At 66.6% G+C, this 22,877-nt stretch carries 16 protein-coding genes; 9 read left to right on the plus strand and 7 right to left on the minus strand.

Annotated elements, in window-relative coordinates:
• Nucleotide 1 precedes the first annotated feature (1 nt).
• The 3 genes from ACQKJZ_RS01895 to ACQKJZ_RS01905 all read right to left on the minus strand — a co-directional run bounded on the left by ACQKJZ_RS01895 (nt 2) and on the right by ACQKJZ_RS01905 (nt 3,367).
• Nucleotides 2–382 carry a ribonuclease H family protein gene (locus ACQKJZ_RS01895; protein WP_427729779.1) on the minus strand — a complete coding sequence of 127 codons (381 nt, stop codon included), beginning with the start codon at nt 380–382 and terminating at the stop codon, nt 2–4.
• Nucleotides 379–1,995: an NAD(P)/FAD-dependent oxidoreductase gene (locus tag ACQKJZ_RS01900; protein WP_427729780.1), complete on the minus strand. Its 1,617-nt coding sequence runs from the start codon at nt 1,993–1,995 to the stop codon at nt 379–381. The genes ACQKJZ_RS01895 and ACQKJZ_RS01900 overlap by 4 nt, the downstream gene beginning before the upstream one ends.
• An 85-nt stretch (nt 1,996–2,080) precedes the next feature.
• Nucleotides 2,081–3,367 (minus strand): HD-GYP domain-containing protein, encoded by a 1,287-nt coding sequence (locus ACQKJZ_RS01905; RefSeq protein ID WP_427729781.1) that lies wholly within the window; start codon nt 3,365–3,367, stop codon nt 2,081–2,083.
• 419 nt (nt 3,368–3,786) lie between these two features.
• Between ACQKJZ_RS01905 and ACQKJZ_RS01910 the strand changes: the two genes are divergently transcribed.
• Together ACQKJZ_RS01910 and ACQKJZ_RS01915 are read left to right on the plus strand one after the other, a co-directional pair.
• Complete coding sequence (locus tag ACQKJZ_RS01910) at nt 3,787–6,147, plus strand: TonB-dependent receptor (protein ID WP_427729782.1); 2,361 nt, start codon at nt 3,787–3,789, stop codon at nt 6,145–6,147.
• A gap of 19 nt (nt 6,148–6,166) precedes the next feature.
• Nucleotides 6,167–6,850, plus strand: a complete 684-nt coding sequence (locus tag ACQKJZ_RS01915; protein WP_312487688.1) for a Fe2+-dependent dioxygenase — start codon at nt 6,167–6,169, stop codon at nt 6,848–6,850.
• Between the two features lie 94 nt (nt 6,851–6,944).
• Here the strand turns inward: ACQKJZ_RS01915 and ACQKJZ_RS01920 are convergent, their stop codons facing one another.
• Nucleotides 6,945–9,059, minus strand: a complete 2,115-nt coding sequence (locus tag ACQKJZ_RS01920; RefSeq protein WP_427729783.1) for a TonB-dependent siderophore receptor — start codon at nt 9,057–9,059, stop codon at nt 6,945–6,947.
• A gap of 167 nt (nt 9,060–9,226) precedes the next feature.
• On the opposite strand from ACQKJZ_RS01920, the gene ACQKJZ_RS01925 reads away from it, so the two are divergent.
• The 7 genes from ACQKJZ_RS01925 (at nt 9,227) to rarD (ending at nt 17,584) form a co-directional block, all read left to right on the plus strand.
• Nucleotides 9,227–10,072, plus strand: a complete 846-nt coding sequence (locus tag ACQKJZ_RS01925; RefSeq protein ID WP_427729784.1) for an endonuclease/exonuclease/phosphatase family protein — start codon at nt 9,227–9,229, stop codon at nt 10,070–10,072.
• A 263-nt stretch (nt 10,073–10,335) separates the two neighbouring features.
• A complete protein-coding gene (locus ACQKJZ_RS01930; protein WP_427729785.1) occupies nt 10,336–12,270 on the plus strand; it encodes a sialate O-acetylesterase in 1,935 nt (644 codons plus the stop codon).
• Between the two features lie 244 nt (nt 12,271–12,514).
• Nucleotides 12,515–13,810, plus strand: a complete 1,296-nt coding sequence (locus ACQKJZ_RS01935; RefSeq protein ID WP_427729786.1) for a 3-methyl-2-oxobutanoate dehydrogenase (2-methylpropanoyl-transferring) subunit alpha — start codon at nt 12,515–12,517, stop codon at nt 13,808–13,810.
• Nucleotides 13,811–13,931: 121 nt separating this feature from the next.
• Nucleotides 13,932–14,939, plus strand: coding sequence for an alpha-ketoacid dehydrogenase subunit beta (locus ACQKJZ_RS01940; RefSeq protein ID WP_427729792.1), 1,008 nt, complete (start codon nt 13,932–13,934; stop codon nt 14,937–14,939).
• Between the two features lies 1 nt (nt 14,940).
• Nucleotides 14,941–16,257 carry a dihydrolipoamide acetyltransferase family protein gene (locus ACQKJZ_RS01945; RefSeq protein WP_427729787.1) on the plus strand — a complete coding sequence of 439 codons (1,317 nt, stop codon included), beginning with the start codon at nt 14,941–14,943 and terminating at the stop codon, nt 16,255–16,257.
• Between the two features lie 167 nt (nt 16,258–16,424).
• On the plus strand, nt 16,425–16,655 hold the full coding sequence (locus tag ACQKJZ_RS01950; RefSeq protein ID WP_312487700.1) for a hypothetical protein: 231 nt from the start codon (nt 16,425–16,427) through the stop codon (nt 16,653–16,655).
• A gap of 44 nt (nt 16,656–16,699) precedes the next feature.
• Nucleotides 16,700–17,584, plus strand: a complete 885-nt coding sequence (gene rarD, locus ACQKJZ_RS01955; protein WP_427729788.1) for an EamA family transporter RarD — start codon at nt 16,700–16,702, stop codon at nt 17,582–17,584.
• 156 nt (nt 17,585–17,740) lie between these two features.
• Here the strand turns inward: rarD and ACQKJZ_RS01960 are convergent, their stop codons facing one another.
• The 3 genes from ACQKJZ_RS01960 to ACQKJZ_RS01970 form a co-directional block, all read right to left on the minus strand.
• Entirely contained in the window at nt 17,741–18,520 is a 780-nt protein-coding gene (locus tag ACQKJZ_RS01960; protein ID WP_427729789.1) for an SDR family NAD(P)-dependent oxidoreductase, read from the minus strand.
• 27 nt (nt 18,521–18,547) lie between these two features.
• Nucleotides 18,548–19,975: a glucoamylase family protein gene (locus ACQKJZ_RS01965; protein WP_427729790.1), complete on the minus strand. Its 1,428-nt coding sequence runs from the start codon at nt 19,973–19,975 to the stop codon at nt 18,548–18,550.
• A 64-nt stretch (nt 19,976–20,039) separates the two neighbouring features.
• Nucleotides 20,040–22,877 (minus strand): TonB-dependent receptor (locus ACQKJZ_RS01970; protein ID WP_427729791.1); only part of this gene is annotated, 2,838 nt, incomplete at its 5' end.

The following is a 22,877-nucleotide window of genomic DNA, read 5'->3' on the forward strand; positions in this document are numbered from 1 at the left end:
CTCAACCCGTCGGCTGGCGCAGCGGCGGCCTGGCAAGCGCGATGCCCGCCAGATTCTGCGTCCGCCTGACATGGCGCAGGCGGAACCGGCCCGGCGGGCGGGGTAGCGCGGACCAGAGCTGGAACTGCGCACGGTGCGCCGGGGGGACGCGCACATCGCCGCTGGCCTGGGCGATCACTGCCGCCGCATCACCCAACAGAACGGCATCGACGATCCCTTGCGCATGGGCCAGCCGGGTCGCGGCGATCAGCGCCAACCACTCGGCCGCCATGCTGGTGCCGGCGCCCAGCCCGCGCGCCATATGGGTGTGCCCGCCCAGCACCACCGCCCATTCCATGCCAGCGGGCATGGGGCGCAGGCCGCCGTCGAAGAAGATCTTCACGACCCGCCGATGCTGTGTGCCACCGCCTCGGCCGTCTTGATGCCGTCGACCGCCGCCGACAGGATGCCGCCGGCATAGCCCGCGCCCTCGCCCGCCGGGAACAGTCCGCGCGTGTTCAGGCTGTGTCCGTCCTCGCCGCGGGTGAAGCGGACCGGCGAGGAGGTGCGCGTCTCGACGCCCGTCATCACCACATCGGGATGGTCGTATCCCGCGATCTGGCGACCGAAGGCGGGGATCGCCTCGCGCATGGCCGCGATCGCGAAATCGGGCAGGCATTGCGACAGGTCGGTCGGCGTCACGCCGGGGCGGTAGGAGGGGGTGACCGATCCCAGGCTGGTCGAGGGACGCCCGGCCAGGAAGTCGCCGACCCGCTGCGCCGGCGCCTTGTAGTTCGATCCGCCCGCGACGAAGGCCCGTTCCTCCAGCGCGCGTTGCAACTTGATCCCGGCCAGCGGATCGCCGGGATAGTCACGTTCGGGATCGATCGCGACGACGAAGCCCGAATTGGCGTTGCGTTCGTTGCGCGAATATTGGCTCATGCCGTTGGTCGCGACGCGGCCCTCCTCGGACGTGGCGGCGACCACCGTGCCGCCGGGGCACATGCAGAAGCTGTAGACGGTGCGCCCGTTCGAACAGTGGTGCGAGATATGATATTCGGCTGCGCCCAGGATCGGGTGCCCCGCCTGATGCCCGAAGCGCGCCCGGTCGATCCAGCTTTGCGGATGTTCGATGCGTACGCCGATCGAAAAGGGCTTGGCCTCGACATGGACGCCCGCCGCCTGCAGCATCTCGAAACTGTCGCGTGCGCTGTGCCCGATGGCGAGCACGACATGATCGGCCTCCAGATAGCCGCCGCCGTTCAGGTGCAGCCCGCGCACCCGTCGCTCACCCGATCCGTCGGTCTCGACATCCAGTCCGTCGACGCGGGTGGAGAAGCGATATTCGCCGCCCAGTTCCTCGATCGAGGCCCGCATGCTCTCGACCATCGTCACCAAGCGGAAGGTGCCGATATGCGGATGCGCCTCGGTCAGGATTTCGGGCGGTGCGCCGGCCTTTACGAACTCGGTCAGCACCTTGCGGTTCAGATGGCGCGGGTCCTTGATCCGGCTATAGAGTTTGCCGTCCGAAAAGGTGCCCGCGCCGCCTTCGCCATATTGGACGTTGGATTCGGGGTTCAGCACGCTGCGCCGCCACAGGCCCCAGGTGTCCTGGGTGCGTTCGCGCACCACCTTGCCGCGCTCCAGGATGATCGGGCGGTGCCCGGCCTGCGCCAGAATCAGCGCGGCGAACAGGCCGCAGGGGCCTGCACCGATCACCACCGGGCGCCGGGCGCCGGCGGGCGGCGCGCTGGGCAAATGATAGCGCTGGTCGGGGGTGCGCTGCACATCGCGGTCGCGGCGGAAACGCTCCAGCACCGCCGGCTCGTTCTTGAGCGTCACGTCGAGCGAATAGACGAGCTGAATGTTGTTCTTGTCGCGCGCGTCATGGCCGCGCCGGGCGACGGCGAAGCGGATCATGTCGCGTGGGGTGACGCGAAGGCGGCGACAGATGGCGGCGGGCAATGCCTCGTCCGCATGATGGAGAGGCAGTTTCAATTCACTGAGGCGGATCATGGCCTGCGCCATACATGGTCCGCCGGGGCGCTGCCACTCCCGCAAGCGGATGGGCAGGCGCGGTCGGAATGACGGACGATCGGCCTCAGCCGGTACCGACCTGCCGCCACTGGGGTGGCTCCGGCTCGACGGTCCGGGCCATGATCTCGTCATACAGGTCGGGCCAGCGTTCGCCGAACCAGTAATCGCCCCGCTCTCCGCGCAGAATCGGATCGGTGGCGGTCGCCACATCCTCGGGGGGCAGCGCCTGCTGGTCGGGAATGTGGAAGAACGTGCGCACGATCGGCGTCTGCGGCGTAGCCCCCTCATGGACCACCAGGCCCAGCCGGTTGGAATGCAGCCGGACCAGCGCGCCATAGGGTTGGATGCCCAGGCTGGCGATGAAGGAACGCAGCAGATCGGTGTCGAAATGCCCGCACCAGGTCGTCATCCGCGCCAGCGCTTCATGCGGCGACCAGGCGCGCTTGTACGAACGGATCGACGTGACCGCATCATACACGTCGCAGATCGCCGACATGCGGACGAACAGGCTGAGCTGATCGCCCTTCAAATTGTCGGGATAGCCGGTGCCGTCCATCTTTTCATGATGATGGCGGCACACGTCCAGGATGCGCGGATCGAGATCCTCGACATTGCGCAACACATTATACCCCCAATGCGGATGCTGGCGCATTTCGGCCAGCTCGCTGATGCTCAGCTTGCCCGCCTTGTCGACGATGGAGGATGCGACCTGCATCTTGCCAATATCGTGCAGCATGCCCGCCATACCCGCGACGCGGATATCGTCCTTGCTCAGGCCCAGATGCTGCGCCAGCCCCATCATCAGCGTCGCGACGGCGACCGAGTGGATATAGGTATATTGATCGCCTTCCTTCAGCCGGGTCACCGCGATCATCGTCGCGGACCCCTTGGCGATGGCCTGGGCGATCTCCTCGACGACGGGGGCCAGCGCGGGAACGTGGATCGAATGCCCCAGCCGCGCTTCGCCGAACAGGCGCGAGACGGTGCGGGCGGCGTCATCGGCGATCGCCGTCGCCAGTTCGGCCTCGGTCGGGGGCTTGCGGCGGCGCGGGCGGATGCGCGCGACGATGGCGTCGTCGGCGGGGACTTCCTCGACGATGGCGGCGGCGGCGGCGGCGGCGGGGGCGGGGGCGGCGGTAAGGGTCAGGCCGCGACCCTTGGCCAGATCGATGGTGATATGGGGTACCGACGCGTGAATCTGGTCCCGGTCGCGCGGGTCGTTCAACAGGAAGCTGGTGCGCCAGAACGGGTTGTCCAGCCACGAACAGTGCAGCGCATCGATGTACATACCCAATTCCGCTTGCCGCCCTTCGATGCGGAGATAGCGATTCGGGTCAGAACGGTCGGTCATGCAGCCAGCCATAGCGCCAAGGCGGTAAAGGCTTCGTTGAGTGCCATAGCGAAACGTGACGGTACGGTGGCGGCTAAGTCCCTGTGTTATATGGCGGATCGCTGATCCCTGCGAAATTCACCTGTAATAAATGTTGCAAATTTTGGAATGAGGACTGCCGAACATGGCCAAGTCGAGCCGGTGTTCAGTCCTGCCAAAGCTATAGCGCTATCCGCCATGCTGTGCGGCTCCGTGAGGGGTGGGGCCGATTGATCGGCTGGGGCACGAATCGCATCGATAAGGCAGATACCCAAAAGATCGATCGCAGTTTGGCACCGTACGACAGCCTACCTATACTGCTCAGAAATGAGAATAACTATCAATCTCATTGACAGTGCGATTAGTTCGCAATAGCGATCCCCCGCAAAGGGGAAGAGAACATGTCGCACTCGTTTATCGCGCTCACCTGCGTCGGCTTTCTGGCGACCGCGCCGCATATCGCCGCAGCCGAGGAGGGACCACGCACCGGGCCAAACTCGCGGATCCAGGACGCGGCGGGGCCGCGCGATACGGTGATCGTCACCGGCCAACGCGCCCAAGCGGCTGCGCTGGAAAGCCCCAAGGCGACCGCGCCGCTGCTCGACACGCCGCAGACGATCACGGTGGTCAGCGAACAGACCATTCGCAAACAGAATCTCCAGACGCTGCGCGATGTGCTCCAGACGGTGCCCGGCATCACCTTCGGCGCGGGTGAGGGCGGCGGCGGCTATGGCGATTCGATCAACCTGCGCGGCTATTCGGCGAACAACGACGTCACCATCGACGGCGTCCGCGACAGCGCGCAATATAGCCGTACCGACCCGTTCAACCTGCAACAGGTCGAGGTCTATAATGGCGCCAACAGCGTCTTCAACGGATTGGGGTCGGTCGGCGGCACGATCAACCTGGTCTCTAAGGTTCCCACGCCCGAAACGCTGACCATCGTCCAGGGATCGGTCGGCACCGACAACTATTATCGCGGCGCGATCGACAGCAATGTGCGCGTGTCCGATCTGGTCGCGGTGCGGCTGAACGGCGCGTACCACCATAACGACGTGCCGGGCCGTAACGTCGAGAAGATGGAGCGGTGGGGCATCGCGCCCTCGGTCACCATCGGCATCGGCGGGCCGACCAGCCTGACGCTGGCCTATGTTCATCAGGAAGATCGCAACACGCCGGTCTATGGCATTCCCTGGTTCGACAACGGCATCGTCGACGGCTTCGTGCCGGGCGCGCGGCGCGACAGCTATTTCGGCATCGCCAATCTCGATCGCCAGGCGATCACCGTCGACCGGCTGACCGCGACCTTTCGCCACGCGATCGACGACCAGTGGAGCGTGCGCAACCTGACCCGCTGGCAACAGGTGAAGCAGGACAGCGTGACCTCGGCACCGCAGGGGATTTTCTGCCTCGGCTCGACCGGACTTCAGCCGGTAATCGATCCGAAAACGGGTGTCGGCGCAGTTTGTGGCTCGGTTCCCCCGGGCTTCTATCAGCCCTCGGGGCCGCGCGGGCTGGTGCGGAACCAGGAGAACCAGCTGCTCTACAACCAGACCGATCTGCGGCATGAGGCCGGCGCGAAGGGGGGGCTGCACAATGTGCTGAACATCGGCGTGTCGGGGATGATCGAGAATTATCGGATCACCCAAGGCTCGCTGCTGCGCAACGCCGATGGCAGCGCGGTGACGCTGCCCCCGATCAACATCGCCGCGCCCGACACCAACTATGCCGGGCCGATCAACTTCGTCACCACCGCCCAGTCGCGCAGCGAGACGCGCAACCTGGCCGTCTATGCCTTCGACACGCTGGAGCTGAACCGCTTCTTCGAGCTGAACGGCGGCGTGCGCTGGGAGTATCAGGAGGCGAACTTCCGGTCGCTCCCGCTGACGACGGCGGCGGTGAACACGCTGGCCACCCAGCCGCAGGTCAGCCGCGAGCGGCTATTCTCATGGCGAGTCGGGGGCGTGTTCCACCCGGTCGAGAATGTCAGCCTCTATGCCGGCTATGGCAATGCCAGGACACCGTCCTCGACGACCGTGCGGCTCGGCTGCGGCGTGCCGGCCTCGGCGACCGCCGCCAACCCGTGCGCGGTCGCGCCCGAAACCGCGAAGAATTACGAGGTCGGGGTGAAGGCCGGGCTGTTCGACCGCCGGCTGGAGCTGACCGCCGCCGTCTTCCGCAACGAACGCACCAATTACCGCGTGCCCTCCAACGATCCGTCGCTGCCCGCCAATCTCCAGGTGCTCGACGGGCGCAGCCGGGTGGACGGCATCGCGCTGGGCATCTCGGGATCGATCACGCCGGCCTGGACGATCTTCGCCAACTATACCTATCTCGACGGCAAGGTGCTGCAGAGCATCTCCAACCGCGACAAGGGGGCGGGCGTCGCCGATGTGCAGGCGGGCGGCCGGTTGATCCAGACGCCCGAGCATTCGGGCAGCCTGTTCACCACCTACAAGCTGCCCTTCGGCCTGGAGATCGGCTACGGCCTGACCTATCAGGGCGCGTTCGCGACCAATGTCCCGGTGGCGGGCAACCGGGTCCAGTTCGAGGCACCCGATTACCTGATCCACCGCGCCTATCTGGCCTATACCATCGCGCAGCGCTGGACGATGCAGCTCAACGTCCAGAACTTCACCGACGAGAAATATGTGACCGGCGTGCGCAACAACATCAACGCGACGACCGGCATCGTCACCGGCGGCTGGGCGGTGCCCGGCGATCGGCGGCAGGCGACGCTCAGCCTGTTCTACAACTTCTGAACCGGATAGCGTCGCCGTCATGCTGATCGCGATTCCGAACATACTCGATCCCGCCGGCGTCGCCGCCATTCGCGGGATCATCGACGACAGCCCCTGGGTCGACGGCAACGCGACCTCGGGGCCGCAGGCCGCGCTCGCCAAACGCAATGAACAGTTGCCAGAGGATAGCGCCGCCGCCGTCCAGGCGGGGCGGATGGTCCTCGACGCGCTGGGGCGTTCGCCACTGTTCGTGGCGGCGGCCTTGCCGCTCAAGGTCTATCCGCCGCTGTTCAACCGCTATGCCGGCGGCCAGGCGTTCGACGTCCATGTCGACAATGCGGTGCGGCTGAAGCGCGGCAGCGATTTTCGCATGCGCTCCGACCTGTCACTGACCCTCTTCCTGGAAGACCCGACCGCCTATGACGGCGGCGAGCTGGTGGTCGAGGATCTGTTCGGCGAACAGCGGGTCAAGCTGGGCGCGGGCGACGCCGTCCTCTATCCCGCCTCCAGTTTGCACCGGGTCGAGGCGGTGACGCGCGGCGCCCGCGTCGCGTCGTTCCTGTGGATCCAGTCGATGGTCCGCGACGACGGCGAGCGGCGCATCCTGTTCGACCTCGACCGGGCGATCCAGCGGCTGGGCGCGGACAAGGGGCAGGGGGACCGCTCGGTGGTCGAGCTGACCGGGGTGTATCACAATCTGCTGCGTCGCTGGGCCGACGCCTGAGCCTCCACCCTTCCGCGATGCGGGCGGGCCCCTTCCCTCTCCCGATGGGAGAGGGAGGGAGGCGCGAAGCGCCGGAAGGGTGAGGATGGGGATCTTAGAACCGCCCCCGCAACGTCACGCGCACATTCCTCGGCGCGCCCGGCATCGTCCAGACATCGGCATAGCTGCTGGCGATGTAATAGGTGTCGAAGATATTCTCGAGGTCGACGCGCACGTCGAACTGCGGATTGACCCGCCACGTCGCATCGGCGCGCAGCGTCGTATAGGCGGGCAGGCGATAGCCCGAGGCGAAGGGATCGCCGTTGCGCGCGCCGACATGGTTCACCCCGCCGCCGATCGTCACCGCCCCGATCCGCTGATGCAGGTCGAGCGCACCCAGATAGCGCGGCACGTTGGACAGCATCGTACCGATCAGCGCGGCGTTCTTGTCGTTGCGCACCGTCGCATCGGTATAGGTGAAGGTGCCGGTCGCGGTCAGCCCGCTGGTCAGCGCCAGATCGGCGACCGTCTCCACCCCGCGCGAACGCTGGCGGCCGATCTGCGTCTTGACGAAGACGTCGGTGGCATTGGGGTTCAGCACGTTGCGCTTGGTCATGGTGAACAGCGCGGTCTGGCCGGTCAGCGCGCCGCCGAACAGCGTGTATTTCGCGCCGATCTCGGCCGAATCGCTCTTCTCCGCATCGAAGCTGGCGACGCCGTCCGACGGGTTGAGCCGCAGCGACTGGCCCCAACTGGTGAACAGCGACAGGCCCGGCGTCGCCGCCCAGGTCAGCGCGGCGCGCGGCGTGATGCCGCGATCCACCGTCTCCAGGCGCAGATCCCGGATGCGGTTGAGCATGGATTCGCGGAAGTTGTTCCAGCGCGCGCCGATCAGCGCGGTGAAGTCGCCGAAGCGGATCAGGTCCTGCGCATATACGCTCTCGCTGCGGAAGGAATGGTGCCGGTCCTGGAACGGCGTCGGCACCGGCAGCGTCTGACCATAGACGGGGTTGAAGGCGTCGATGGTCAGGATCGGCGCGCCCGGTCGTCCGCGCGCCTGGTCCATGCGGAAGTCCATGCCGTGCCGCACCCGGTCCGCGCCGAAGCGCAGCTCGTGCGACAGGCCCAGCCAGTCGAGCCTCGCGGTCATCTCGATCCGCGCGGTCAGGTCCTGCCAGCGGAAATCGTGGAAACGCCGCGACCGCCCGATCGTCCGGCCATCGGCCTGCACCCCGCGCGCGCCGAAATCGACCTGCGTCGCATAGCCGGTCAGGAAGCCGTCGCGGCTCGATACTCCGCCCTCCAGCGAGACGCGGTCGCTGATCGCGGCGAAGACGCTGCCCTGTTGCCACAGCATCCGCTGCGTCATGCGGCCATCGGCGGGCTCGCCCAGGAAGGTGGCGCGGTCCATCGCGCGGGCATCGCCGCGAATCGCCGCCACGCCGCGATCGATCGGCGCGCGGTTGCGCATGAACTCGGCCTGATAGAGCAGGCGCAGGCTGTCGGTCGGCGTGAACGCGACCGAGGGGGCGAGCAGCAGTCGGTCGGTATGGACATAGCGGCGGAAACTGTCGCCTTCCTCCGCCACGCCGATCATCCGCACCGCCAGCGTGTCGGTGACGGGGCCACCGATGTCGCCGGTCGCGCGCACCCGGTTCCAGCTGCCATAGCTGAGCGAAGCTTCGCCCTGCCGGGTCGCGGTCGGCGTCTTGGTGACGATGTTGAGCGAGCCCCCCGGTTCGCCCAGCCCGGACAAGGCGGCGGCCGCGCCCTTCAGAAATTCGAAGCGCTCGACCGTGGCGGTGTCGATGGGGGCGTTGAACCCCAGATTGCTGCTGAACCGGTTGATGAGGACATCGGGGCCGCTATTCTCGTTGCCGGCGAAACCGCGGATCGAATATTTGTCCCACAGGCCGCCAAAGTCGTTCTGGCGCGCCACGCCGCCGGCCAGTTCGATCGTGTCGTCCAGCCGGGTCGCACCCAGCCGGTCGATCAGCGCGCGATCGATGATGCGCAGCGACTGGGGATAGCGACGCGCGGAGGCATCGGTGCCGGTGATGCTGGCGCTCGCGTCGCGCAGGCCGGTGACGACGATGTCGCTCTGCGCGTCGTTGGCGGCGGTCTTGTCGTCGACGGGCGAAGGGGGGCCGGCCGGCCGGTCCGCAGCCCAGCCGGGCTGCGCCATGACGCATCCGGCCAACAGCATGACGCGGCCCATTGTCTTCGACATTTCCGAACGACCCCCATTCAATCGATTTGCACGGCGCCAATATCGATAATGCTAATAACTCTCAATCAAAAATTGGATCGATTTTGGTCTTGGCGTGTGTCACGACGCTGCCATGCTCGCTTGCCAAGGGGGTTTGGCTCGGGCGGGTTGGTGTAAGGGACGATGATATGACCGGCTTTCGACGCGTGTTGCGGATCACGGCGATGATGGCGGCGGTGCTCGCGCCGTGGGGTGCGATGGCTGATCCGCTCAAGGTCATGACGTTCAACGTCCGCTATGCCTCGGACGAGGGGGCGCAGCGCTGGGCGGTGCGGCGGCCGGTCATGGTCGAACTGATCCGCCGCGCCGCGCCCGATGTGATCGGGACGCAGGAACTGCTACAGCGCCAGGGCGACGACCTGACCCAGGCGCTGCCCGGCTATCGCTGGTTCGGGCGCGACCGGATGGGCGGGCATGCTAATGAGCATATGGGCATCTTCTACCGCCCCGACCGGCTGACATTGGTTGAACACGGTGATTTCTGGCTGTCCGACACGCCCGAGGTCGTCGGCAGCCAGAGCTGGGGCACCGACCTGCCGCGCATGGCGAACTGGGCGGTGTTCGAGACGAAGGAGGCGACGCCGCACCGCTTCCTGTTCGTCGACACGCATCTGGCACACCGCGACGCAGATGCCGAGGCGCGCGACAAGGCGGCGGCGCTGATCCTGGCTCGGCTGCCCGCGCTGGCGCAGGGCCTGCCGGTGGTGGTGGCGGGCGACATGAACGCGCGCCCCGATACGGCGGCCTATCGACGTTTCGCGGGGGCGCTGACCGATGCCTGGCCCAGCGCGAAGCGGCGCGCGGGGCCGGCGATGACCTTCCACGACTTCACCGGCACACCCGACCGGCGGATCGATTATCTGTTCGTGCGCGGCTTTCGTGCGGAGGCGGTTGCGACGAACACCTACCATCAGGGGAAGACCTACCCGTCGGATCACTTCCCGGTTCAGGCAACGCTGACATTTGATCATTGAAATCCTCCCCGGTACGGGGAGGTGGCAGGGCGAAGCCCTGACGGAGGGGGGCTTCCACACAGGACACCCTATGCGGCACGCCCCCTCCACCAGCGTCGCTGGTCCCCCTCCCCGTTCCGGGGAGGATCGTTTCCCGATAGCGTTATCATTTGCCCGCTCCTATGATCCACCAGACAGCCGATCGGGGCGCGGAATCGCGCGTGCGAGGCACAGGAGAGGGATTGATGCGGATGGGGCATTCACGGTCCGGCGCCGGGCGGCGCATGGCTTGGGCGCTGTTGCTGGGAACAGCGGCGGCCTGGCCCGTAATGGCGGAGGCGCGACCGCGTATCCTGACCCCGATGAGCGCGCATGCCGTCCTCCAGCGGGACCTCCCGATTATCGTCGAGGGCTCGGCGGATGCCGGCGAGGGCGTCACCGTGACGCTGGGCGGCAACAGCGCCACCGCAAACGCCGATGCCAAGGGTCGCTGGCGCGCAACGCTCCCTGCGATGGCGGCGACCGCGACCCCGCTGACCCTGACCGCCACCGGCAAGGACGGCGCGACGGACACGATGGACGACCTGCTGGTAGGCGATGTCTGGCTGTGCTCGGGCCAGTCCAACATGGAATATCCGACCAAGCAGGCGCTGAACGGCGAGGGGCTGGTCCGGGGCGCGGCCGATGACCGTATCCGGCTGCTCGACGTGGCGCATCATGTCGGGCTGTCCGCCGACGAGCCGCTGGAGAAGCGCCCGGTCTGGGCCGCTGCGTCGCCCGCCAGCGTCGCCGATTTCTCCGCCGCCTGCTATCTGATGGTCAAGGACTTGGCCGCCAAGAATAACGTGCCGATGGGGGCGATCGATTCGAGCTGGGGCGGGACCAAGATCCTGCCCTGGATCGACGCCACCGACGCGCGCAAGCTGCCCGGCCTGTCGGCCGATGCCGATCTGCTGGCGCTTTATGCACGCGACCATGCGGCGGGGCTGCGCAGCTTCGGGGATCGCTGGGGCGACTGGTGGCGCAAGGCGAGCGGGACCAAGCGCGGGCAGGAGCCGTGGAACGCACCCGATCGGCTGACATGGTCTCCGGTGCCCAAGTTCAGCCCCTGGGAAGAATGGGGCGTGCCGGAACTCACTGACTATAACGGTCTGGTGTGGTTCCGGCAGGGCTTCGATCTCCCCACCGCCCCGACCGGCGACGGGGTGATCGAGCTGGCGGGGATCGACGAACTCGATACCGTCTGGGTCAATGGCGTGGTCGTCGGTGCGACCTTCGGCTGGGGCGACTGGCGGCGTTACACCGTGCCGCGCTCGGCGCTGAAGAAGGGGCGTAACGAGATCGTCGTCGGGCTGGGCGACACCTATGGCCCGGGCGGCATGTTCGGCCCCGCCGACCATATCCAGTTCACGCCTGCGGGCGGTCCGCCGATTCCGCTCGGCACCGGCTGGCGCTATTCGGTCTACAAGGCGAACGACCAGAGTTATCCGCGCAGCCCCTGGGAAAGCCATGCCGGGCTCGGCACGCTCTATAACGGCATGATCGCGCCGCTGGGACCGATCGGGTTGAAGGGCGTCGCCTGGTATCAGGGCGAGTCCGATGTCGGCCTCGCCAGCTATGGCGATCGGCTGGCGGCGTTGATGACCGGCTGGCGGCGGCAGTTCCAGAACCCGGAATTGCCCTTCCTGATCGTGCAGCTCGCCAATTTCGGCGCGCCGCCGGTCAAGGTCGGCGACAGCGGCTGGGCGGCGTTGCGCGAGACGCAGCGGCGGGCGGTGCTGCGCGATGCCCATGCCGCGCTGGCGGCGACGATCGATATCGGCGTGCGCAACGACATCCATCCGGCCGACAAGAACGAACTCGCCAAGCGGCTGGTCTTCGCCGAACAGCATCTGATGGCGGGCGACCGCGCCAATGCCTCCGGGCCGATGATCGCCTCGGCAACCCGTGCGGGCGGTGAGATGGTGCTGCGCTTCAACGGGGTGCAGGGCGCGCTTCATGCGTGGAGCGCGGCGGCGCCGATCGGGTTCGAGCTGTGTGACGCGAGCGCCTGCCGTTATGCCAATGCGATGGTGAATGGCTCTGAGGTGCGGCTGGCCGATGTGCGTCCAAGCGACATACGGGTGCGCTATGCCTGGGCCGATGCACCGGTCGTTAATTTCTATGACGAAGCACCGCATCCGGTGGTGCCGTTCGAGATGACGATTACGGGGGATTGATCCGAGCTACCCTCACCCTTCCGGCGCTTCGCGCCTCCCTCCCTCTCCCAATGGGAGAGGGAAGGGGCCCGCCCGCGACAGCGGGTGGGAAGGGTGAGGGTAGTCCAGCGGAAAGAGGGAGAAACACCACCACTCGACGCGTTCAGCCGATCAACGCCCCCAAAAGGCGCTTGAAATAAAATGTCATCCGGTTGAAAGATAGCAACGACCCGAGCAGAATCGGGCGAAGCGTTGAGGAGAGAGCATGGCCGTGCCGCCCGAAGGCCATTCGCGCGCCAATTTGGCCCCGTTGCAACTGCATGTGCCCGAGCCGAAATTCCGGCCGGGCGATGCGGTCGACTTCGCCAGTGTCGAGGTTCCGCCCGCCGGTGCCCAGCGCCGCCCGGACACTGCCGCGCCCGCCGACAGCTTTCACGAACTCGCCTATACGCTGGTCCGCGTGCTGGACGACGAGGGCCGCGCCATCGGCCCCTGGGACCCCAAGCTCTCGCCCGATCGGCTTCGCCGGATGCTGCGCCACATGGTGCTGCTCCGTGCGTTCGACGAGCGCATGTTCCGCGCGCAGCGTCAGGGCAAGACCAGCTTCTACATGAAGGCGCTGGGCGAGGAGGCGGTCGCCGTCGCCGCCGCCCATGCGCTGGATTATGAGGATATGTGCTTCCCCTCCTACCGTCAGCAGGGGCTGCTCATCGCGCGCGACTGGCCGCTCACCGACATGATGAACCAGATCTATTCCAACAGCGCGGATCGGCTGGGCGGCAAGCAGTTGCCCATCATGTATTCCGCCAAGGAAGCCGGCTTCTTCTCGATCTCGGGCAATCTGACGACGCAATATCCGCAGGCGGTGGGCTGGGCGATGGCCTCGGCCGCCAAGGGCGATACCCGCATTGCCGCCGTATGGTGCGGCGAGGGCTCGACGGCCGAGGGCGATTTCCACTCGGCCTGCACCTTCGCCGCCGTCTACCGCGCGCCGGTGGTCATGAACGTCGTCAACAACCAATGGGCGATCTCCAGCTTCTCCGGTTTCGCGGGCGCGGAGGCGACGACCTTTGCCGCGCGCGCGATCGGCTATGGCATTGCGGGGTTGCGCGTCGACGGGAATGACGCACTGGCGGTCTATGCCGCGACGCAATGGGCCGCCGAGCGTGCGCGGACCAACCAGGGCGCGACGCTGATCGAGCATTTCACCTATCGTACCGAGGGCCATTCGACCTCCGACGATCCTACGCAGTACCGCTCGGCGGGCGAGCCGACCGCCTGGCCGCTGGGCGATCCGATCCGGCGGTTGAAGGACCATCTGATCGCGCTCGGCGAGTGGGACGAGGATCGTCACGCGCAACAGGACCGCGAAGTCGCCGAGGAAGTCCGTGCCGCGCAAAAGGCGGCCGAGGCGAACGGTATCCTGGGCCACGGCCTGCACCAGCCGCTCGACAGCCTGTTCGACGGCGTGTTCGAGGAGATGCCCTGGCACTTGCGCGAGCAGCGCCAGCAGATGCTCGACGAAGAAGAAGCGAGCGGACGGCCATGGGCGCGGAAATGAACTCCCCCGCTTGGACCCTCACCCTCCCGGCGCTCTGCGCCTCCCTCCCTCTCCCGATGGGAGAGGGACAGTGAGCGACACTATGACGGATACCCCTGACGAAACGGGCGAAACCACCCGCATGAACATGATCCAGGCGATCAACTCCGCCATGGACGTGGTCATGGCGCGCGACCCAGACGTGGTCGTGATGGGCGAGGATGTCGGCTATTTCGGCGGCGTTTTCCGCGCCACCGCCGGCCTGCAGAAGAAATATGGCAAGACCCGCGTCTTCGACACGCCGATCACCGAATGCGGTATCATCGGGGTCGCGGTTGGCATGGGCGCATACGGCCTGCGCCCAGTGCCGGAAATCCAGTTCGCCGACTATATCTACCCCGCGCTCGACCAGCTGGTCAGCGAGGCGGCGCGGCTGCGCTATCGCTCGGCGGGGGAATTCACCGCGCCGATCACCGTGCGCTCACCCTTCGGCGGCGGTATCTTCGGCGGCCAGACGCATAGCCAGAGCCCCGAGGGCATCTTCACCCATGTCTCCGGCATCAAGACGGTGATCCCGGCGACTCCGTACGATGCCAAGGGCCTGTTGATCGCCGCGATCGAGGACAATGACCCTGTCCTCTTCTTCGAGCCCAAGCGCATCTATAACGGCCCGTTCAACGGCCATTGGGATCGCCCGGCGGAGAACTGGTCCAAGCATCCCGGCGGCGCGGTGCCGACCGGCTATTACCGCATCCCGCTGGGCAAGGCGGCGACGGTGCGCGCGGGAGAGGCGGTGACGATCCTGTGCTACGGCACGATGGTCCATGTCTGCGCCGCCGTGGTGGCCGAGATGGGGGTGGATGCCGAGATCATCGACCTGCGCACGCTTATCCCGCTCGACATCGAGGCGATCGAGGAGTCGGTGAAGAAGACCGGCCGCTGCATGATCGTCCACGAGGCGACCCGCACGGCGGGCTTTGGCGCCGAGCTGTCCGCGCTGGTCCAGGAACGCTGCTTCTATCACCTCGAAGCGCCGATCGCGCGCGTGACTGGCTTCGACACGCCCTATCCGCACAGCCTGGAATGGGCCTATTTCCCCGGCCCGGTCCGTATCGGCCAGGCGCTCAAGAACTTGCTGAAGGACGCCTGACATGGCTCGTTTCACCTTCCGCCTGCCCGATATCGGCGAAGGCATCTCCGAGGCCGAGATCGTCGCGTGGCACGTCAAGCTCGGCGACCGGGTCGAGGAAGACCAGTCAGTCGCCGACATGATGACCGACAAGGCGACGGTCGAGATGGAATCGCCCGTGTCGGGTACGATCGTCGAACTGGCGGGCGAGGTCGGCGACCAGGTACCGATCGGCGCGGCGCTGATGGTGATCGAGACCGATGTGGTCGAAGAAGCCGTATCGCCCGCCACCGAGGAAGCGGTGCTGGAAGCCGAAAACCCCGGCGTCGAAGAAGCGCAATCTCCCTCTCCCCTCGTGGGAGAGGGCGGGGGTGAGGGGGCAGCGCCGCAAGCCGAAACCCCTGCCGAATCGCCCGTGGCCACCCCTCACCCCGACCCTCTCCCACAAGGGGAGAGGGAGCAGGAGAAGAAGGTGTTAGCCTCGCCCGCTGTTCGGGCGCGGGCGCAGGACTTGGGCATCGATCTCGCCAGTGTGAAGCCTGCCGAGGGCGACCGGGTGCGCCATTCGGACCTGGACGCGTTCCTGCGCTACGGTTCGGGCCAGGGTTATACCCCCGCCCGCAGCCCCCGCGCCGACGAAGCCGTGCGCGTCATCGGCATGCGGCGCCGCATCGCCGAAAACATGGCCGCGTCCAAGCGCGCCATCCCGCACTTCACCTATGTCGAGGAAATTGACGTCACGGCGCTGGAGGAGACGCGCGCACAGCTGAACGCAGGCCGGGGCAACCGACCCAAGCTGACGATGCTGCCGCTCCTCATCGTCGCGATCTGCAAGACGCTGCCCAACTTCCCAATGCTCAACGCGCGTTATGACGACGAGGCGGGCGTGGTGAACCGTTCGGGTGCGGTGCACATGGGCATGGCGACGCAGACTCCGGCGGGGCTGATGGTCCCCGTGATCCGCAATGCCGAGAGCCGCAATGTCTGGCAGCTGGCGACCGAGATCGGCCGTCTGGCGGAAGCCGCGCGGGCGGGCAGCATCGCGAGTGGCGACATGGGTGGCGGCACGATCACTCTGACCTCGCTCGGGCCGCTCGGCGGTATCGCGACGACGCCGGTCATCAACCGGCCCGAGGTGGCGATCATCGGGCCGAACCGGATCGTCGAGCGTCCCGTCTTCCGCTCCGACGGGCGCGGCGGCGAGACGATCGCGCGGGCCAAGCTGATGAACCTGTCGATCAGCTGCGATCACCGGGTGGTCGATGGCTATGACGCGGCGAGCTATGTTCAGGCGTTCAAGCGGCTGCTGGAAACGCCGGTGATGCTGTTCGCGGATTGAGGTTGCTCGCTGGGCGAGGGCGGGGCGTGCGCTTCGACTTCGCTCAGCGCGAACGGCTGTTGGTATTGTTTTCCAACCTCCGTTCAGCCTGAGCGAAGTCTAAGGCCATGCTCAGGCCTCGAACCAAATCCCGCCCCCGGGCGTCCTACCTTCGACAGGAGGATGCCATGCGTGGAATGACGGCGGGATCGGTCGCAGTGACGTCGGACGGAACGGTGCGCGGGATGGTCGGCGGTGATGTCGTCGTCGCCCCCGGCGTCCATGCGACGATCAAGGGCATGATCGCCGGCGACGTCATCGTCGAGCCCGGCGCACGGGTGCGGATCACCGGCATGGTGTCGGGCCGGGTCGTCAACCATGGCGGCGCGGTCGAGGTCGAAGGCATGGTCGCGGGCTGAACCCCGGCCTTGCCATCCGCCGCCCGAGCGTGAACAGGGGCGGCATGACGACCGCTCAACCTGCCCGCACCGGCCTGCTGCTCGGTATCGGGGCCTATGTCAGCTGGGGCATATTACCGCTCTATCTCAAGCTGTTGAAGGGTGTGCCCGCGCTTCAGGTACTGGCGCATCGTATTCTTTGGTCGCTCATCCTGCTGGCGGCGATCGTGCTGATCCTTCGGCGGGGCAAGGCGATCTTGGCGGCGACGCGGGGGCGGACGCTGTTGCTGCTCTGCGCCAGTGCCGCGCTGATCGCGATCAACTGGATGGTCTATATCTGGTCGGTCCAGAACAACCATGTGCTGGAGGCGAGCCTCGGCTATTTCATCAATCCGCTGATCAATGTCGCGCTCGGCGTCGCGCTGCTGGGCGAGCGAATCCGCCGGGGGCAGGCGATCGCGGTCGGCATCGCGGCGATCGGCGTGGCGATACTGGCGATCAGCGGGGGCGGGGCGATCTGGATCTCGCTGGCACTGGCGCTGTCCTTCGGCTTCTATGGACTGGTGCGCAAAATCGCCGCGATCGACGCGCTGGGCGGCCTGACGGTCGAGACGCTGTTGCTGGCCGCGCCCGCATTGGCGGTGCTGCTTCAGGCGAGCGGGAATGGGACGGCGGCGTTCGGCGTCGACCGGCATCTCGACATGCTGCTGATCCTGGCGGGGGCGGTGACGGCGGCGCCGCTGCTGATGTTCGCGGCGGCGGCGCGGCGGATGCGTTATTCGACGCTGGGGCTGCTGCAATATCTCGCCCCGACGCTGCAATTCGCGCAGGCCGTGCTGCTGTTCGGCGAGCCGTTGAAGCCGGTCCACATCGTGACCTTCGCACTGATCTGGGCCGGGTGCGCGCTCTATGCCTTCGACAGCGTGCGGGCGACCCGTAGCGGAGAATAGGTTCGCGCGGAGGCGCGGAGACGCGGGGGTGGCTGGACGTGCCGGACTGGAGTCCGCCCCATCGATCGGCAGACGAAGCCGCGCTGCTTGGAACGGAGGCAGCCTGCGGCTGGGCCGATCACCTCCGCGTCTCCGCGCCTCCGCGCGAACAAAAATCTATTGCCGCCCACTCTGAAGCCTGGCGACAGCCCGCCGTAACACCCCGCGCGGTGCGACCCGCGTACTCGCGGCGGTCAGCCGGTTGAGCAGCCCCGACACCATCACCGCCTGGCCGCGTTCCAGGGCCTCCAGCCCGTCGCGCACCACTTGCTCGGACGTACCGGCAAAGCGCTCGAACAGCGGCGTCTGCGCCATGCCCGCCACATCGGCGAACTCGGTGTCGGTCGGCCCCGGACACAGCGCGGTGACGGTCACGCCACGTCCCTTCACCTCCTCGTGCAGCGCCTCGGAGAAGTGCAGCACGAACGCCTTGCTGGCATAATAGACCGCCATATACGGCCCCGGCTGGAAGGCGGCGGTCGAGGCGACGTTCAATACGCGGCCACGTCCGCGCGCCAGCATCGGCGGCAGCAGCGCATGGGTCAGCGCGACGAGCGCGCGGGCATTGAGGTCGATCATCCCCAGCTGCGTCGCCAGATCGCCCTCGGCGAACGGCCCCAGCGCGCCGTAACCGGCATTGTTGATCAGCGTGTCGATATGCAGCCCGCGATCCGCGATACCGTCGAGGAGCGCCTTCACCCCTTCGGCCTGCCCCAGGTCGGCGGAGACGACATGCACCTTCACGCCCGGCCGCTGGCCCAGTTCCTGTGCCAGCGCAGCCAGCCGGTCGGTCCGCCGGGCGGTCAGCACCAGCGTCACCGGCTTCTTCGCCAGCGCCCGCGCGAAGTCCGCGCCCAGTCCGGCCGATGCGCCGGTGATCAGGATGGTGTCGGTCATGGCCGCCTTCCCAAAAGGGGGCGGCCGCTATCCGTTCAGCCAGCCGCCGGTGAATCCTGCCCTTAGCAATCCGCGCCGGAGATGCGGGTTCCGTCGCATCGTCTTCCAGATCAGGCCGGTGCGGTGATTCTCGATCATCGTGACGATCGGCCCCTGGTCGATCCCCAGATAATCCCTGTCGACCCAGCCGATGCCGGGGACGATCTCGCCATGCTTCAACGGCTCGGGCGGGGCGGTCAGCGTCGGGTTGAACGCATCGAGAAAGCCGTATTTGCCATAGATGGCCGAACCATAGCGGTCGTGCATCGTGCGCACCGCCGGGATGGCGATGTCGGGGGCGAAGGCGATCGATCCCGCCGCCGCGGTCGGGGCCAGCGTGCCGTCGTCGCGGTCGCCGGGGCCGCGTGCCGAATAGCTGTAGAATTGCCGGCGTACGCCGTCGATCGTCAGGCCGAAATCGCCCGGCCCGTCACAGGCGGTCAGCCCCCAGACATCCGCACCATAACCCCGCCAGCGTCCGGCATTGGCGATCGCATAACGCTGCTGCGCATAGGCGGCGCGGCGGCTGTTCTCGAAATAATCGATGCCCTTGGACGCGATATAGGGGTCGCGGATGCCTTTGAAATCGACCCAGACATGGCTGTACTGATGGCCGAACAGCGGCGGGAAGTGCAGATGCGGCTCGCCCCAGCGATCGGTCCAGCTGCTCTCGAACCGGCTCGACCAGGCGGCCCAGGTGCCTTCGGGCAGCGGATGGGTCGGGGAGCCGAGCGCCAGCAGATAGAGCAGCATCCCCTCGTTATAAATGTCCCAGTCGGACTTGATGAACCCGCTCTCGGGATGCCAGCCCATCGAGAGGAGCGGCGCACGCGGGGTGATCCAGGTCCAGTCGACCGCGCCGTAGATCTGGTCGGCGAGCGTGCGGATCCGCGCCTCGTCGGGATGATCGGCGTCGTACCAGCTTTGCGCGAAGAGGATGCCACCCAGCAGCAGCGCGGTGTCGACCGTCGACAGCTCGCACCGGGCGAAGCGCAACCCCTTGGTCACGCCGAGAAAGTGATAGAAAAAGCCTTTGTAGCCGCTGAACCCCGTCTCGCCCGGCCCCTGCGGCGCGTCGGCGAAGAATTGCAGCGTGGTCAGCGTGCGTGCGCGCGCCTCCTCGCGGGTGATCCAGCCATTGACCACGCCGACCGGATAGGCGGTCAGCGCGAAACCCACCGCCGCGATCGAGGCGAAAGACGGCGTCGGCCAGCGATCGGGCGCGAGGCCCGTCTCGGCGTCGGTCGTCTCCCAGAAGAAGCGGAAGGTCCGCTCCTGCAAATCGCGGATCAGGTCGGGCTGGGCGGCGGGGATGATCCGCGGCGGTGCAACGCGCCCCTGCCGGTCCGTGCAGCCCGTCATCAACGCGGCCAGGCTCAGGCCGCCCAGACCCAGCAAGCGGCGGCGATCATACATGGTCGGTCCTTCGTATTCAGAGCCTTGCCGGGCCGGGGGATCGCACCCCCGGCCCGGCCGATCGTCAGAAGCGATAGCCGACCCGGAACTGCACCCGGCGGGGCAGGGTGATCAACTCGCGCGGCAGCTGCGTCAACGGATCGGTGGCGTTGGTGAAATCGTCGAAGCCGCCGAAATTCTTGCTGTTGAACGCATTGAGCAGATCGACCGCGACGTTGAGCTTGTGGCCCGAGAAGATCTCGATGTCGTTCTGGAGCGTCATGTTGACCTCGCAGAAGGCGGCGACGCCCTTGATGCAATTCTTGGGCGGATAGACGGTATAGACCTGCACCTGGCTGGGCGTGCTGCCCCGCGTCTCGTCGGTCACCTGATAGGCGCTGCCGCTGCCCAGCGTGGTGATGGTCGAGAATTTGAAGCCCAAGGGCAGGTCGACGATGCCCGACAGGACCAGCCGGTGACGCTCGTCACCCGGGCGCGGGCGATAGCCATAGGCGTCGGGCGTCGCATATTGCAGGCTGAACAGGTCGTTGCCGTTCTGCTCGCCCTTCGACAGCGTATAGGCCAGGTTGAAGCCCCAGCCCGAGCTTTGCGTATAGGTCTTGTCGAGCGTGAAGAAGAGCGCCTTGTAGCGGGTCTTCAGCCCGTCATAGCCGATCAGCACGTTCGAGAAGCCGGCATTGCGCGTCGGGCTGCCATCCCCGACATTGCAGCATGTGCCGTCGGCGTTCCGGGTGGCGAACAGATGCGTATAGCCGTTGCGCCCCGCGACATAGCTGCCGCTCAGGCTCGCCTGGAAGATGCCGACGCGCTGGCGCACACCCAGCGTGAACTGGTCGGTGACGGGCGGGCGGGCGTTGTTCTTGACCGCGAACAGCTCGGGCTGGCCGGTTTGCGCATTGGCGATCAGCGAGAGCAGGCCGTCGCGCGTCAGATAGCGGTCGTTCCACACCACGGTCGGCGTGCCATCGGCACGCGGGCGGCCATCGCGCGAGAAGAACAGCGAGCCGTAAGCATATTGCAGGCGGAATTGCTCATCCAGCGTGTTGTTGAACACGTTGCGGTCGTAATAGCGGCCATAGCCGCCGAACAGCACCGTGCTCTGATCCCCCTTGAAGTCATAGGAGAAGCCGGCGCGCGGCTGGAACGCGCCCAGGAAGGGCGGGCGGTTCGTGCCGTCGGTGATGTAATCGGCCGAGTTGAAATAGGAGGTCTGCGGCAACTGGCGCAGCAACGCGGCGGCGGCGTCCGGCGTGCGATAGTTATTGTTGAACAGGTTGCTCTCATAATCCCAGCGCAGGCCGACATTGACCTGCAGCTTGTCGGTCACGTCCCAGTCGTCCTGCAGATACAGGCCGAGCTGCGAGTTGGACGCGGCGATGCGCGGATTGCCGATGCCGATCTGCGCGGTCGCGGGGAAGGAGAAGTCCAGCCCGTTGGTCGGATCGTTGCGGAAGTCGTAGAAGGGTTGAACGAAGAAGTTCTTCAGGAACGTATAATCCTGGAAGGCGAAGCGGATGCCGCCCTTGATGACGTGGTTGTCGATCCCGGTCCAGGTCAGGTCGTTGCGCAGCGTATAGCTCGACTGGCTGATCCGCTGCGTGCTTTCCTTGCCGCCGAAGCGGATCACGCCCTGATAGTTGAACGTGCTGCTGTTCGGATCGAGCGAGGTCGGGTTGTAGGTGTAGTTCAGATAGCTGGCGTTGAACTCGTTGATGAAGCTGTCGCCGCGATAGGTCCAGCGATAGATATAGGTGTCGACGTTGTTCTTCTTGTTCAGCGCGTTGGAATAGGCGTTGGTCGACGCGCCGCCAAAGCCGGTGATGTCGGTTTCGACGCGCTTGCTGACGATCAGGTCGAAGGTCTGGCGATCGTCGGGGACGAAGGTCAGCTTGCCGAAATAGAAGTCGCCGCGGAACGGGCTGACGAACGCGCCTTCATATTGGCCGAAGCGCGCGACGTTTTCGGGCGTGCGGTTCTGGAGGCGGACGTTGAACGCGCGGTTCTGGTCATTGCCTTCATAGGCGGCGAAGAAGAACAGCTTGTCCTTGATGATCGGACCGCCCAGCGAAATGCCATATTGCTTGCGCTCGAAGGCGGGCTTGGGCAGCCCGGCCTGCTTCACGAAATAGTCGGTCGAGGACAGGTTGCGGTCGGTATATTGCGCGAACGCCTCGCCATGGAATTCGTTGGTGCCCGACTTGGTCGTCGCGGTGATGATCGCGGCGCCGGCCTGTTCATATTCGGCCTTGTAATTCTGGGTCAGGACGCGGAACTCGCCGACCGCCAGCTGGCCGAAGGGATTGCCGCGGCTGTCCTCCTGGCCTGCGACGCCGCTGTCGAGCACGTTGTTCTTGTAGCTGACGCCGTCGATGAAGACGTTGACCTGGCCGGCGGGCGAGGCGCCCGAGGAGAAGCTCTTGTCGGTCTCGCTGTCATTGTAGCGGACACCCGGCGCGAGCGCGGCGAAGCTGAGGAAGTTGCGATCGGTCTGTGGCAGGGTGCGGATCTGCTCCTGCGAGATGTTGGTCGCGATTTCGCTGGTCTTGGTTTCGACCAGGCGGCCGCCGGTGACGACGATCTCGTTGCCCTCGACGGTGTCGGTGCCGCCGCCGGCGATGTCCGCCGCGTCCGCGCCGCCCGGTTGCGTCGCGGTGCCCAGCGTCAGGTCGAGCGTCGCCGACTGGCCGATGGACACGACGACCACCTGAGTCACCGTCTCACCCGAGGTCGCGGTGGCGGTGATGCGATATTGGCCGGGACGAAGCCCGCCGAGCACGTAATTGCCCTGCGCGTCGGCGGTCTGGCGGAAGGTCTGGTTGGTGCCGGTGTTGACGGCGGCGATCTGCGCGCCGGCGGCGGGGCCGCCATCGGCGTTGCGCACCGTGCCGCGCACCTGCGCCGT

Source organism: Sphingomonas sp. NPDC019816 (genome assembly GCF_050274375.1).
Lineage (GTDB): Bacteria > Pseudomonadota > Alphaproteobacteria > Sphingomonadales > Sphingomonadaceae > Sphingomonas.

Coding starts and splice junctions, on each gene's coding strand:
- ACQKJZ_RS01945 (WP_427729787.1), top strand. CDS start 14,941: ATGGCTCGTTTCACCTTCCGCCTGCCCGATATCGGCGAAGGCATCTCC.
- ACQKJZ_RS01910 (WP_427729782.1), top strand. CDS start 3,787: ATGTCGCACTCGTTTATCGCGCTCACCTGCGTCGGCTTTCTGGCGACC.
- ACQKJZ_RS01930 (WP_427729785.1), top strand. CDS start 10,336: ATGGCTTGGGCGCTGTTGCTGGGAACAGCGGCGGCCTGGCCCGTAATG.
- ACQKJZ_RS01940 (WP_427729792.1), top strand. CDS start 13,932: ATGAACATGATCCAGGCGATCAACTCCGCCATGGACGTGGTCATGGCG.
- ACQKJZ_RS01920 (WP_427729783.1), bottom strand. CDS start 9,059: ATGTCGAAGACAATGGGCCGCGTCATGCTGTTGGCCGGATGCGTCATG.
- ACQKJZ_RS01915 (WP_312487688.1), top strand. CDS start 6,167: ATGCTGATCGCGATTCCGAACATACTCGATCCCGCCGGCGTCGCCGCC.
- ACQKJZ_RS01935 (WP_427729786.1), top strand. CDS start 12,515: ATGGCCGTGCCGCCCGAAGGCCATTCGCGCGCCAATTTGGCCCCGTTG.
- rarD (WP_427729788.1), top strand. CDS start 16,700: ATGACGACCGCTCAACCTGCCCGCACCGGCCTGCTGCTCGGTATCGGG.
- ACQKJZ_RS01925 (WP_427729784.1), top strand. CDS start 9,227: ATGACCGGCTTTCGACGCGTGTTGCGGATCACGGCGATGATGGCGGCG.
- ACQKJZ_RS01905 (WP_427729781.1), bottom strand. CDS start 3,367: ATGACCGACCGTTCTGACCCGAATCGCTATCTCCGCATCGAAGGGCGG.
- ACQKJZ_RS01965 (WP_427729790.1), bottom strand. CDS start 19,975: ATGTATGATCGCCGCCGCTTGCTGGGTCTGGGCGGCCTGAGCCTGGCC.
- ACQKJZ_RS01900 (WP_427729780.1), bottom strand. CDS start 1,995: ATGATCCGCCTCAGTGAATTGAAACTGCCTCTCCATCATGCGGACGAG.
- ACQKJZ_RS01960 (WP_427729789.1), bottom strand. CDS start 18,520: ATGACCGACACCATCCTGATCACCGGCGCATCGGCCGGACTGGGCGCG.
- ACQKJZ_RS01950 (WP_312487700.1), top strand. CDS start 16,425: ATGCGTGGAATGACGGCGGGATCGGTCGCAGTGACGTCGGACGGAACG.